The organism is Nocardia sp. NPDC056541 (assembly GCF_042794235.1).
In the GTDB taxonomy this organism is placed as follows: domain Bacteria; phylum Actinomycetota; class Actinomycetes; order Mycobacteriales; family Mycobacteriaceae; genus Nocardia.
The window spans coordinates 271,339-283,825 of record NZ_JBHTUD010000007.1 but is presented as its reverse complement, the minus strand read 5'-3'; the positions used below and the strand labels follow the sequence as shown (position 1 = coordinate 283,825).

Sequence of the window (12,487 nt, the reverse complement as noted above, 5' to 3'; positions counted from 1 at the left end):
TTCCCTCTACTCCGGTAGGGGTGTACGCCCTCCCTCGCCGATCAGCCCTCGGTGAGGGAGGGCATCCCTATACTTTGGTCGCTATGACCTCCCCAGCCACCCCACAGCCAGACACACAGCAGGAGCGGGACGTGAGCAGCAGCGAGAAGATTCAGCGCGTTGGCATCATCGGCGCCGGACAGATGGGCGCGGGCATCGCGGAGGTGTGCGCACGCGCGCACGTCGACGTCCTCGTCTACGAGACCACCCGTGAACTCGCCGCCGCGGGCCGTGCCCGGATCCTGCGTTCGCTGGACCGTGGCGTGAGCAGCGGCAAGATCACCGAGCGCGAGCGTGAGCAGGCCGCATGGCGGCTGCGCTTCACCTCCGATCTCAGCGACTTCGCCGACCGTCAGCTGGTGGTCGAGGCCGTTGTCGAGAACGAAGAGGTCAAGACGGCCATCTTCAGCGAGCTGGACAAGGTCGTCACCGACCCCGACGCCGTGCTCGCCTCCAACACCTCCTCGATCCCGATCATGAAGATCGCCGTCGCCACCGCGAACCCCGAGCGCGTGGTCGGTCTGCACTTCTTCAACCCGGTGCCGGTGCTGCCGCTGGTCGAGCTGGTCACCACGCTCAAGACCAGCGAGCCGGTCGCCAAGCGCGCCGAGCAGTTCGCCGCCGAGATCCTCGGCAAGCAGATCGTGCGCTCGGCGGACCGCTCCGGTTTCGTCGTCAACGCGCTGCTGGTGCCGTACCTGCTCTCGGCCATCCGGATGGTCGAGTCGGGCTTCGCCACCAAGGACGACGTCGACAAGGCGATGGTGCTCGGCTGTGCCCACCCGATGGGGCCGCTGGCGCTGACCGACCTCGTCGGCCTCGACACCGTGAAGTCCATCGCGGACTCGATGTACTCGGAGTTCAAGGAGCCGCTGTACTCCGCCCCGCCGCTGCTGATGCGCATGGTGGAGGCCGGCCTGCTCGGTAAGAAGACCGGAGCCGGGTTCTACCAGTACGGCAAATAGGGGACTCGTCCGAACAGCCCGGATTCGGGCTGTTCGGTAGGGACGCATCAGGTTTACCCGCTCGGGGTCGTTTGGTGGCTGTGTTCATTGGAGCGCTGGCGCGTTCGGGCGGGGCCCTTCGGGCCCCTGATCTTCCCTCCCTACGGGTACTCCTTCGTCGCACCCTTCGGTCAGTCCAGATCAGGGCGGGCCCCTAGAGAGACTTACAAAAGGCGCTCAGGTGCTCGGGGTTTGCGGGGGGAGCGGCGCGGGGGCGTTCTTGCGGCTTAAGCTGCTGTTGCCGGACGTGCTTGCTTGCCCGGTGCTATGTCTCGAGCGCAGCGTGTGATCGAAAGGGAGTATCGGCGGTCATGGTCAACGTCACCGATGGATTCGGGTCGAGCGTTCTCGGATACCCGAGGATCGGTCCGCACCGAGAGCTCAAGCGTGCGCTCGAGTCGTACTGGCGCGGATCGCTCGAACGCGAGGAACTGCTCACGGTAGGACGCGATATCCAGGAGCGTCAGTTCAACGAACTGGCCGCGACCGGACTCACGCAGGTGCCGGGCAACACCTTCTCCTTCTACGATCACATCCTCGACAACGCGCTGCTGTTCGGCGCTGTGCCCTCGCGTTTCAAGGAGTTCGAGGCCGGGCTCGACCCGCTCGACTTCTACTTCCTGATGGCGCGCGGCAACCCGGACACCCCGCCGCTCGAGCTGGTGCGTTTCTTCGGCACCAACTACCACTACCGCCAGCCCGAACTCGACGCCGACACCACGTTCTCGCTGCATCCGCAGGCCCTGCTCGACGAGTGGGACCGGGCTGCCGCCCGCGGGATCGAGCTGCGTCCGGTGGTCCTCGGACCGGTGTCGTTGCTGCTGCTGTCGAAGGCCGGGCATGTGCCGGGCGAGGCCGAGTTCGACACGTTGAGCCTGCTCGATCAGCTGCTGCCGTTCTACGAAGAGCTGTTCGAGATCCTCGCCAAGCGCGGGTCGACCTGCGTGCAGCTCGACGAGCCCTGCTTCACCGGCGAGCGCACTCCCGCCGAGCTCGCCGCGTTCGAGAAGGCCTACAACCAGCTGGCGAAGGCGCCGCTGCGTCCGCGCATCCTGGTCACCGGGCAGTACGGCGACTTCGGCGAGGCGCTGCGGATTCTGGCCGCGAGCAATGTCGAGGCCATCGGACTCGATCTGGCCTCCTACCGGATGCAGCCGGAGGAACTGGCGGCGATCCCGGGGATCCGGCGCAAGCGGATCTACGCGGGTGTCATCAGTGGTCAGAACGTGTGGCGGGCCGACCGTTTCGTCACGCTGAGCTACCTCAACGCGATCGCCGAGGTGTGCCCGGATCTGGTGGTGTCGACCGGCACCACGCTGCTGCACGTGCCCTACGACGTGCTCGCCGAGTACGACATCGAAGGCAACGTCGCCGACCGGCTCGCCTTCGCGAAACAGAAGGTGGGCGAGGTCGTCTCACTCGCCAAGGCGCTCACCGAGGGCCCGTCGGAGAACTGGCGCAAGCGGCCGACCGAGGTGCACTTCAAGCAGAAGCACGCGGTGCGCCAGCGGGTGTACGCCGTGACGCCCGAGATGCGCGAACGCGCGCCCTACGACGAGCGCGCGGCCGCGCAACAGGAGCGGTTGAACCTGCCGTTGGTGCCCGCCACCACGCTCGGTTCGTTCCCGCAGAGCGGCAAGCTGCGCCAGGCCCGCCACGAGGTGGCCTCGGGCCGGCTGTCCGACGACGACTACCGCAAGCAGGTCGAGGCCGAGATCGAGGCCACGATCCGGCTCCAGGAAGACATCGGCCTCGACGTGTTCGTGCACGGTGAGCACGAACGCAACGACATGATCCAGTTCTTCGCCGAGCAGCTCGACGGTTTCGCCACCACCCGCTTCGGCTGGGTGCAGGTGTACGGCTCGCGCTGTGTGCGACCGCCGATCGTCTACGGCGATGTGGCACGGCCCGCACCGATGTCGGTGGAGTGGACCACCTACGCGCAGTCGCTGACCGACAAGCCGGTGAAGGGCATGGTCACCGGGCCGGTCACGATGCTGGCGCGGTCGTTCGTCCGCCAGGATCAGCCGCTCTACGAGACGGCCGACCAGGTGGCGCTCGCCATCCGCGACGAAGTGGTCGACCTGGAGAAGGCCGGGATCGCGATCATCCAGGTCGACGAACCCGCCATCCGTGAGCTGCTCCCCGCCCGCCCGCACGGTCGTGAGGAGTACCTGCGCTGGGCGGTCGGCGCGTTCAAGCTGGCCACCTCCGGCGTGCGTTCCGACACCCAGATCCACACCCACATCGGCTATTCCGGCCGCACCGAGGTGGTCGACGCGATCGATCAGCTCGACGCCGACGTCACCGCCATCGTGGCGACCCGCTCGATCGAATGGGTCATCGAGGCGCTCACCGAGGACCTGTCCTCGGGCCACGGCCTCACCCACGGCGTCGGCCCCGGTGTGTACGAGAGCCGCTCGGCCCGCATCCCCGATATCGACGAGTTCGACGAGCTGCTCACCCAGGCCGCGAATGCCGTGACCCCGCAACGGTTGTGGGCCAACCCCGACGGCGGCCTCAAGACCCGCCATTACTGGCAGCTGGAGCCGTCGTTGCGCAACATGGTGGCCGCGGCTCGCCGGGTCCGCCGCCGCGCGTTGGCCGCGCAGGAGGCTGCCGCGACCGAGGAGTAAGCGAACAAAGCAAAAAGGGCGCACCGGGTTTCGGTGCGCCTTTTTGTTGCCGGATGGTCCCTACGCCCAGCACCGGGTTTTATTACGGTACGTACTGTACCGTTGTGGTATGACTGTGATGACCTGGCCGGATTCCTTACGTGTAGCGCAGGTTCGGATCGCGCGCCCGACGGATCGGCTCGACGAGGTGGTGCGCTTCTATGTCGACGGGCTCGGGCTGCGCGAGCTGTACCGGTTCGAGAACCATGCCGGATACGACGGGGTAATGGTCGGTTTGCCCGGCGCCGATTACCACCTCGAGTTCACGAGTCATGTCGACGGCAGCCCGGGTACGGCGCCCAGCGCGGAGAACCTGCTGGTGCTCTATTTCGACGGTGCGGCGCCGATGTTCGACGTGGTGGAGCGGCTCGGTGAGTTCGGGGTCGAGCCGGTGCCCGTGGAGAATCCGTACTGGGCGGCCAACGGCGGTATGGCATTTCCCGATCCGGATGGGTGGATCGTCATGCTCGTGCCACGGCCGGTCTTCTGATGCCTGGACGCGCGCGCGAGGACCGGATCGATGTCGCGGTGCTGGCCGCCACCCGGCAGCTGCTCGACGACAACGGCTACGCCGAACTGTCGATCGGTGCGGTGGCGACCAGGTCGGGCATCCATCGCCCGGCGATCTACCGGCGCTGGCCGTCCAAGCGGCATCTGGTCGTCGCGGTGGTCGCCGATCTGCTCGGTGTCCGGCCGACGGACGACACCGGCGATCTGCGCGCGGATCTCACCGCGGCCCTGCGCGGCCTCGTCGCCGCGCTGCGCGACACCCCGCTCGATCGGGTGCTGCCCGCGCTGGTGGCGGACCTGACGAACGACCCTGAACTGCGCGCGCACTTCCTGTCCACGGTCTTCGAGCCACGCAGGGAAACCACCGCGAACGCCCTGCGCTCGGCGATGGGGCGCGGCGAGGTCGATCCGGACATAGATCTCGACTTCGTCCTCGACACGGTCGCGGCGACGATCTACTTCCGCGCACTCTTCGGTCATCTGCCGTTGGACGACGCACTCGTCGATGCCTCGGTGAACGCCGTCCTGCGCCTGGTGCGCCCGCTCGATAGCTGAGGGCGCCAGCACCTCGCCTGATACTCGAACCCTTCGATGAGGTCGGGCTGTGCCTGGGGTCAGGTTCTGGTGATCGGGGGGAGGACGTAGGTCTGGTCGAGGACCGGTGGCTGGGGCTCGTACATGCGCAGGCAGGGGCGGAAGTCGCCTTCCGGGGCGGGGAGCCAGTTGGCGCGGGCCTTGGGGTCGGTGGGCTCGGCGTGGCTGATGGTGATCGTGAGGGCGCCGTTGTCGTCGTAGACGAGGCCGGAGGTGCGGTCGCCGATCGAGTAGCGGTCGATCGGGTTGGCGCAGAGGTAGAAGTCCGGGGTCGAGTACATGGTGACCGACCAGAAGGCGCTCACCGGCGGGGTGGGGTCCAGGCGCAGGGTGTAGGTGTTCGCGCCGGTCAACTGCCCGCCGGTGCTGTCGGTGTAGATCATCGCGTAGGCGGCCTCGTAGGCGTGGTTGCCCCAGAGTCCGGCCTTGGCGGCTACGGCGCGCGCGATGATGCGCTGTTCGGGGTCGGTGATCTTGAAGTTCTCGTCGTCGAGCGTGCCGACCTCGAAGAAGTCGATGTTGTAGTCGAAGAGGTGCAGTGTCGACTGCCAGCCGTTCTCCCCGGCGCCTGCCCCGCCCTTCGTCGCGTTGCTCAGCTCTTCCTGGCCCTCACCCAATCCGGCGCGCAGCGCGGATGCTCGATCAGGGTCGAGGGACGCATACGGCGAGGCGCCCGCTGTCGTCAGGCCGATCGGCGCGAACGATTCCTGGAGCGCGAGATCGCGCTTCGCGTGCGGAAAGGCCTGCGACCAGACACGGACCTTCTCGAGGAACATCAGGTCCGGGGCGACCGTCGGATCCGGTGACGGAAGTCCCGTCGGCTGTGCGCCGCGGTCGGCGGGTGTCAAGGTCAGCGCGTCCTGCAGGGCGTGCACGGCGGGGAGGTCGTCCGCGCCGGCGCAGGCCCATCGACCGGCGATCACGCCGACAACGGTGGGGAAATGGATGACCGTCGTGTCGTCAGGGGCGGTACCGGTCCATCCCGGTGGTACGAGGAGGTAGTCACCCGCGCGGTTTCCGGTGGCCCGGGTGCCGACGTAGGCGAAGTTGTCGGTCCAGGCGTCGATGAACTGCATGACGTAGTACCGATCGCCGGCATCAGGCACGTGGAAGGTTATCGGACCGACTGAAAGGTCGATCAGGGCGATCGAATACACGGTGTCGTTGTTGACCGAGACGAAGGTCGCCGAGGCGTCGGCGAGGGTGCGGGCATGGGAGAAGTCGTTGAACGGCGTCGCGGGGATGCCGCCGATGCCCTCGCGGAGCAATCGCTCGATCGAATCGAGGTTGAAGACCAGGGGGAATCCGTACAGATAGGCCTGTGCGGTCAATGCGGGGACGTTCTGATCCGGCATGTGCGCTCCTCGTCCTGGCGTCCACGTCGCGCGACCGTCGTCGGACCGCGCGACACCAGCATCCGCTGATGCGCGACCGGCGCACATCGCCCGGACCGGGTGAGATCGTCGCGTGCCGGTTCGGTGGTGGAGCGCGTCAGGCGCGGATCATGGCGCGGGCACCCGCCGTGAGCTCGGCCGCGGAGGGGGCGTTGTCCGGGTCGATCAGCCATTGCAGGAGCAGGCCGCCGATCATCGTCTGCAGGATCGCGCCGACATTGCTGTCGCCGTCGCCGAAGGCATCGGTCAGGCCGCGGCGGGCTCGTCCCTGCGCGTCGGCGAGTTCGGCGCGCAGTTCGGGGGAGTGCAGTGCCTGGTTCAGGCTTTCGGCGTTGGCGTGCCACAGTGGCGCATTCTCGACGAACGAGGTGATCAGGCTGTGCCAGAACGCTTCGAGGCGGGCGGTGGGATCGGTCGGGTCGTCGGCGGGTAGCGCGTCGAGGATCTGCGTCACCGCGGTCGCGCTGGATTCCAGCATCGCCTGTTGGAGCAGCTTGTCGCGGGTGCCGAAGTGGTAGTTGATGGCCGCGAGGTTGGTGCCGGAGGCGGCGACGATGTCGCGCACGGTGGTGCGGGCATAGCCGCGTTCGGCCAGGCATTGCTTGGCGGCTTCCAGGAGATCTTCGCGCGTTCCCACTCGCGCACGATAGCAAGTCGCGCATACATCTGTTTGTGACATCAGTTTCAAACAAACGTCAGTGACAAGTGTATGAAACAGATGTATGTTCTCGACCATGACCTCTCGGCGACGTATCTCCCCGTTCGAATCCAGCTACTTCGGCACCGGCACGACCATCGGCAGCGTCCCGACCGGCGGGATGCCGCTGTTCCTCGGCACCACCGTGCACGGCGAGCTGGACCCCGCGATCCTGCGCACGGTGCTCGACGAGCTCGCCGCGGCGCATCCGCTGCTGCGCAGCCGGGTGGTGACCGAGGACGGTGTGGGCTATTTCGTCCGCGACGACGCGTTCCGGCCTCGGCTGGACCTTGTCGAAGGTGGGGAGGCCGAATATCTGGCGCTGGTCAACGGCCCGCGGGACTGGAGCGATGGGCTGTTCCGCGCATACCTGCTGCGTGCGGGCCTGCGTCAGCAGATCGTGTTGGTCATCCATCACGGAATCTCCGATGGCAGATCAGGATTCGCGCTGCTCGGACAGCTGTGGCGGCACTACACGGCGCACGTGGCGGATAAGTCTGTACCGGAAGTGGATTCGGATCAGTCGATGCCCGAGGCCATGGATACCCGCTTGGCCGACGTGGTTTCGTTCGCGGCGGCTGAAGCGTGGTTGGCCGAGGTCAGGGCGGGCGCGGCGACGATGAACCCCGAGGACGCGCCTCGAACACTGCCCCGCGACGGCACCGGCGCCGACCGGCTCGGCCGATTCGCGATGCAGCGCATCGAACTGACCGCCGAGGAGACCGCCGAACTGGTGGCAGCGGCGCGCTCCCACGGTCTTTCGGTGAACAGCGTGCTCACCGGTGCGGTGCTGGCGGCCGTCAGAACCCGGTTCCCCGAATCGGGCAGCGTGCCGCTGTTCTGTGGCTACGCGGCCGACGTCCGCGCGGAATTCGACCCGCCGGTGCCCGTCGACACGATCGTCAACTACGCCTCAGGCGGGGGCACGCTGGTCTTGGCGACCGGCGAGACCACTCAGCTCGAACTCGCTCGTTCGGTCGACACCGGCCTGCGCGCCGGCCTGGACCGTCGCGAACCCGCGCTCTTCCCGCTCGCCACCCAGCTCGTGAACGACGACGTCACCGCCGCCCTCCTCACCGCGCCGCCGACCTTCGCGCTCTCCAACATCGGCCGCGTCCGACCCCATGCGATCCCCGGCCACATCGCGTTCGTCCGCGACGACATCTACGCCATGGGTCCCGCCATGCCCCCGAAACTCACCGCCTTCACCATCGCGGGCCGCCTCACCCTCCAACTCGAATACGACACCACCCTCTACAGCCGCCCCCAGATGGAAAAGCTCCGCCTCACCCTCATCGAACTGCTGCACACGCTCGAGTGACGTCGTTCTCAGCGGCCACGGGTCAGTTGGGTGTTCCGTAGGCCAGGACTACGTCGACGATTCGGGTGGTGCCGTGGGGGGAGGTCACCTCGAGCCGGATGGAGTCAGCGGGCTTGCGGGTGTTGATGGCCGCGCTCAGTGCCTTGGCGGTGGTGATCGAGGTGCCGTCGACCGCGGTGATCACGTCGCCGATGTTGATCCCGGCTTCGCGAGCGGGTTGGCCGTAGAACGCCCAGCTCACCTGGGCACCTGCCGGTCTGGCATCGATCACCTGCACGCCGAGGGTGGCGGTCGGGCCGATGTGGACGGTGTCGGTGGGCGTGCCCGAACGGATCTGCGCCACGATCCGCAGGGCGGTGTCGATGGGGACCGCGTAGCCGTTGGCCGGTTTGCCCTTGGCTCGGGAATCCTCGCCCGACGCCGCCGTGATCACCCCGACCACCGCACCGGACGCGTCGGCCAGCGCGCCGCCGGACTGCCCGCCCATCACCGGTGCGGCGACCTCCACCATCCCGTTCAATGCCTTGCGAGTGAGGTCGGCGGAGTTCATGGCGACGATCGTGGCGTCCAGATCGGTGATCGGACCGGCGACCGCCGTCGGCTCGCCGCCGTCGCCACCCGCATCACCGATCGCCAGCACGTCCTGGCTGATCCGCAGATCAGCCGAGGTGCCGAGGCGCGCGGTCGGCAGGTCCGTGGCCCCGCCCAGCGACAGCAGCGCGATATCGGCGCCGGAGTCGTAGCCCAGGACGGTGGCCTCGTAGACGAGACCGTTGGCGATATCGGTGACGGTCAGCGCCTCGGCGCCTTTGATCACGTGATGGCTGGTGAGGATCTGCCCGTCGGGGGTGAGCACGATCCCCGACCCGGCCGCTCCGATCCCCAAACCGGCCGCGTCGACATCGATATTGACCAGCGCCGATCCCACCTGCCCGGCGACCAGCGCGGGATCCAGCGGCACCAGCACGGGCGCCTGTGCCTGCGCCACGAACTCCGGCTCGACCACGGCGATCTCCCCGCGATACCCGAGGAACGCGCACACCCCGAGCAGCGCCGCCATCATCGTCACCAGCACTCGTCCGACACGCTTCACAGCACATGTCCTCTCTCGCGAGCCGACCAGTCCATTGTGACCCGTTTTCGGCGTCCGCTGGTCTCGATACGGACGCGGTGGGTTGGCAAAGACACGCATGCGGCTGTAGGCATGTAGCCATGAGCACCGCTGCCGCCTACGCCAAGCCCTCTCCCGACGGGGCCTTCGAGAAGGTCACGATCGAACGTCGCGAAGTCGGTCCCGACGATGTGCTGATCGATATCAAATACGCCGGTATCTGCCATTCCGATATCCACACCGCGCGTGACGAGTGGGGTGGCGCGCAGTATCCGTGCGTGCCCGGTCACGAGATCGCGGGCATCGTCGCCGCCGTCGGCTCGTCGGTGCACAAGTACCAGGTGGGCGATCGGGTCGGCGTCGGCTGCCTGGTGAACTCGTGCGGCAAGTGCGTGCCGTGCCTGGCGGGTGAGGAGCAGTACTGCACCAACGGCCCCACCTGGACCTACAACTCGAGGGTGCCCGAGTCCGCGCAGCCCGGCGGCTACACGATGGGCGGCTACTCCACTCAGATCGTGGTCGACGAGAGCTTCGTCGTCGCGATTCCCGAGGGCATCGGCCTCGATGTCGCCGCGCCGCTGCTGTGCGCGGGCATCACGCTGTTCTCACCGCTGAAGCACTGGAACGCGGGACCGGGTAAGAAGGTCGCGATCATCGGGATGGGCGGGCTCGGGCACGTCGGCGTGAAGATCGCCGCGGCGCTGGGCGCGGAGGTGACGGTGCTCAGCCAGTCGCTGCGCAAGCGTGACGACGGCCTGCGTATGGGCGCTCACCACTACTACGCCACCAGCGACAAGGAAACCTTCCGTCAGCTGCGCGGCCAGTTCGACCTGATCATCAACACGGTGTCGGCCGACCTGCCCATCGACAGCTACCTGCGCCTGCTCGCCCTCGACGGCACGCTCGTCATCCTCGGCCTGCCGGAGCACCCGATGAGTGTCACCGGGCGCAACCTCGCCGGTTTCCGCCGGTCGCTGGCCGGTTCGATGATCGGTGGCGTCGCGCAGACCCAGGAGATGCTGAATTTCTGTGCCTCGCACGGCATCGGCGCGGAGATCGAACTGATCTCCGCCGACGAGATCGACTCCGCGTACGACCGCGTGGTCGCCAGCGATGTGCAGTACCGGTTCGTGATCGACACAGCCACCGTGTGAGGCGAGCGCGCCGACAGGCTGTCGGCGCACGTCCTGGGTACCGTGACATTCGTGGTTGCCCAGGACGAATCCGCTGAACCCGCCGCGCAGTCCGTCGACGTGAGCGCCCTGCCCGCCTTCTGGTCGGTGCGTACGCCGCCGCGCTGGCTGCCGCGGGCACTGCTGTACGCCGTGCTCGCGGTCGCCGGGTTGATCGCGGCGTTCTGGGTGCTCGGCAAGATGCAGGGCCTGCTCACGGTGCTGCTGGTGTCGATCTTTTTGGCGTTCGCGATCGAACCCGCGGTGAATTGGCTTGCCGCGCGCGGTGTTCGGCGCGGGGCGGGCACCGGCGCGGTGTTCCTGGTGGTGCTGGTGGTGATCGTCGCGTTCGTGTGGACGCTGGGCGCGCTGCTGGTCAATCAGGTGACCATGCTGGTGACCAACGCCCCGGACTACGTCCAGGATCTGGTCGACTGGGTCAATTCGACCTTCCATCAGGATATTTCGGGCGACGACCTGACCAAGTACGCCTCGGAGTGGAGTTCCACGATCGAGAAGTACCTGGTCGGTCTGGCCGGAAACGTCTGGGGCATCGGCACTGTCGCGATCGGCGCGCTGTTCCAGCTGCTCGGCGTGCTGCTGTTCACGTTCTACTTCGCCGCCGACGGACCGCGTTTCCGCACCTGGGTGTGTTCGCTGCTGCCGCCGAAACAGCAGAAGCATGTGCTGCGAGCCTGGGACATCGCGGTCGAGAAGACCGGGGGCTACATCTATTCGCGCGCACTGCTGGCCCTGTGCTCGGCGATCGCGCACTACGTCGCGTTGCGGGTGCTCGATGTGCCGTCGGCGTTCGCCCTGGCATTGTGGGTCGGCGTTGTCTCCCAGTTCATTCCGACCGTCGGCACCTATATGGCCGGCGCGCTACCGGTACTGGTGGCGTTGGTACACGACCCGATCACGGCGCTGTGGATTCTGCTGTTCATCATCGCCTATCAGCAGTTCGAGAACTATGTTCTGCAGCCGCGCATCACCGCGACCACCCTGGACATGCATCCGGCGGTGGCCTTCGGGGCGGTGATCGCGGGCGCCGCGTTACTCGGTCCGACCGGCGCCCTGCTCGCCATCCCCGTCACCGCCACGCTGCAAGGTTTCGCGGGTGCCTACGTGCGGCGCTACGAAGTCACCGAAGAGGCCGACGCGCCACCGGCCAAGAAGAAGAAGCGCAAGAAAGCCGACACCGAAGCCGCATCCACCGACGAATAGGCAGCTCATGGCGATCCTGTTGTCCCTGGTGTCGATGTTGTCGACGCTGCTCGGCGGCTTCGTCGCCATGCGGATCGGCGACCGCAAGCACCTGGTTCTCGGGCTGGCCGCCGGGGTGATGTTCGGTGTGGTCGCGTTCGACCTGATCCCCGAGGCGCTCGAACAGTCCGACGGCATGTTCCGGGGCATTCCGTATGTGTTGATCGCCGCGGTCCTCGGCTTCCTCAGCCTGCACGTGATCGAGCGCGCGGTCGCCGTCCACCGTGGCCACGAGCAGGAATTCGGTACGCACAAGCACGGTTTCGAGTCGGTCGGCCTGCTCGCGGCGGGCGGCTTGATCTTCCACAGCACCCTGGACGGTTTCGGCATCGGCCTCGGCTACCAGGCAGGCGCGGCGGTCGGCATGTCCGTGGCGATCGCCGTGATCTGCCACGACTTCGCCGACGGTTTCAACACTTTCACCATCCCCACCGTCTACGGCAACGCCCGCAAACGCGCCCTCACGCTGCTGGCCCTCGACGCCATCGCGCCCGTCGTGGGCGCCGTCCTGGGCACCCTGATCCACGTCCCCGAGAACTGGATCGGCCTCTACATGGGCTACTTCGCCGGTTTCCTCCTCTACCTCGCCACCGCCGACATCCTTCCCGAGGCCCACGCGGGCCACCCCTCCCGGCTGACCCTGCTGTGCACCCTGTTCGGCGTAGGCGCCATGTTCGCCGTCGCCGCCTTCAGCCACTGAGCAACAT

The 12,487-nt window shown here is 67.3% G+C and carries 11 protein-coding genes; 8 read left to right on the top strand and 3 right to left on the bottom strand.

The genetic code is table 11. The features are described 5' to 3' along the window. The first annotated feature begins 131 nt into the window (after positions 1-131). The 4 genes from ACFQ9R_RS14935 (at position 132) to ACFQ9R_RS14920 (ending at position 4,783) form a co-directional block, all read left to right on the top strand. Positions 132-1,004, top strand: coding sequence for a 3-hydroxybutyryl-CoA dehydrogenase (locus ACFQ9R_RS14935; protein WP_358186489.1), 873 nt, complete (start codon positions 132-134; stop codon positions 1,002-1,004). Between the two features lie 350 nt (positions 1,005-1,354). Then, the gene (metE, locus tag ACFQ9R_RS14930; protein ID WP_378991100.1) at positions 1,355-3,679 is read left to right on the top strand and encodes a 5-methyltetrahydropteroyltriglutamate--homocysteine S-methyltransferase; all 2,325 of its coding nucleotides are present in this window, start codon (positions 1,355-1,357) and stop codon (positions 3,677-3,679) included. Between the two features lie 109 nt (positions 3,680-3,788). Continuing rightward, a complete protein-coding gene (locus ACFQ9R_RS14925; RefSeq protein ID WP_378991098.1) occupies positions 3,789-4,208 on the top strand; it encodes a VOC family protein in 420 nt (139 codons plus the stop codon). Continuing rightward, on the top strand, positions 4,208-4,783 hold the full coding sequence (locus ACFQ9R_RS14920; RefSeq protein WP_378991096.1) for a TetR/AcrR family transcriptional regulator: 576 nt from the start codon (positions 4,208-4,210) through the stop codon (positions 4,781-4,783). The genes ACFQ9R_RS14925 and ACFQ9R_RS14920 overlap by 1 nt, the downstream gene beginning before the upstream one ends. 59 nt (positions 4,784-4,842) lie before the next feature. On the opposite strand, the gene ACFQ9R_RS14915 is transcribed toward ACFQ9R_RS14920, so the two are convergent. Then, positions 4,843-6,177, bottom strand: coding sequence for a DUF1254 domain-containing protein (locus ACFQ9R_RS14915; protein ID WP_378991094.1), 1,335 nt, complete (start codon positions 6,175-6,177; stop codon positions 4,843-4,845). Positions 6,178-6,313: 136 nt separating this feature from the next. Further along, positions 6,314-6,853 (bottom strand): TetR/AcrR family transcriptional regulator, encoded by a 540-nt coding sequence (locus tag ACFQ9R_RS14910; protein ID WP_378991093.1) that lies wholly within the window; start codon positions 6,851-6,853, stop codon positions 6,314-6,316. 97 nt (positions 6,854-6,950) lie between these two features. On the opposite strand from ACFQ9R_RS14910, the gene ACFQ9R_RS14905 reads away from it, so the two are divergent. After that, on the top strand, positions 6,951-8,234 hold the full coding sequence (locus ACFQ9R_RS14905; protein ID WP_378991091.1) for a hypothetical protein: 1,284 nt from the start codon (positions 6,951-6,953) through the stop codon (positions 8,232-8,234). Positions 8,235-8,256: 22 nt separating this feature from the next. On the opposite strand, the gene ACFQ9R_RS14900 is transcribed toward ACFQ9R_RS14905, so the two are convergent. Then, the gene (locus tag ACFQ9R_RS14900) at positions 8,257-9,327 is read right to left on the bottom strand and encodes a S1C family serine protease (protein ID WP_378991089.1); all 1,071 of its coding nucleotides are present in this window, start codon (positions 9,325-9,327) and stop codon (positions 8,257-8,259) included. 119 nt (positions 9,328-9,446) lie between these two features. Between ACFQ9R_RS14900 and ACFQ9R_RS14895 the strand changes: the two genes are divergently transcribed. The 3 genes from ACFQ9R_RS14895 to ACFQ9R_RS14885 are packed head-to-tail and all read left to right on the top strand — an operon-like array spanning position 9,447 to position 12,480. Beyond that, on the top strand, positions 9,447-10,499 hold the full coding sequence (locus ACFQ9R_RS14895) for an NAD(P)-dependent alcohol dehydrogenase (RefSeq protein WP_378991088.1): 1,053 nt from the start codon (positions 9,447-9,449) through the stop codon (positions 10,497-10,499). 51 nt (positions 10,500-10,550) lie between these two features. Then, positions 10,551-11,741 (top strand): AI-2E family transporter, encoded by a 1,191-nt coding sequence (locus tag ACFQ9R_RS14890; protein ID WP_378991086.1) that lies wholly within the window; start codon positions 10,551-10,553, stop codon positions 11,739-11,741. A 7-nt stretch (positions 11,742-11,748) separates the two neighbouring features. Next, positions 11,749-12,480, top strand: a complete 732-nt coding sequence (locus ACFQ9R_RS14885) for a ZIP family metal transporter (RefSeq protein ID WP_378991084.1) — start codon at positions 11,749-11,751, stop codon at positions 12,478-12,480. Positions 12,481-12,487 lie beyond the last annotated feature (7 nt).

Bases quoted from the DNA above. Each gene is read 5' to 3' on its own strand.
- ACFQ9R_RS14885 (WP_378991084.1), top strand. From the start codon at position 11,749: ATGGCGATCCTGTTGTCCCTGGTGTCGATGTTGTCGACGCTGCTCGGC.
- ACFQ9R_RS14895 (WP_378991088.1), top strand. From the start codon at position 9,447: ATGAGCACCGCTGCCGCCTACGCCAAGCCCTCTCCCGACGGGGCCTTC.
- ACFQ9R_RS14925 (WP_378991098.1), top strand. From the start codon at position 3,789: ATGACTGTGATGACCTGGCCGGATTCCTTACGTGTAGCGCAGGTTCGG.
- ACFQ9R_RS14915 (WP_378991094.1), bottom strand. From the start codon at position 6,177: ATGCCGGATCAGAACGTCCCCGCATTGACCGCACAGGCCTATCTGTAC.
- ACFQ9R_RS14920 (WP_378991096.1), top strand. From the start codon at position 4,208: ATGCCTGGACGCGCGCGCGAGGACCGGATCGATGTCGCGGTGCTGGCC.
- ACFQ9R_RS14905 (WP_378991091.1), top strand. From the start codon at position 6,951: ATGACCTCTCGGCGACGTATCTCCCCGTTCGAATCCAGCTACTTCGGC.
- metE (WP_378991100.1), top strand. From the start codon at position 1,355: ATGGTCAACGTCACCGATGGATTCGGGTCGAGCGTTCTCGGATACCCG.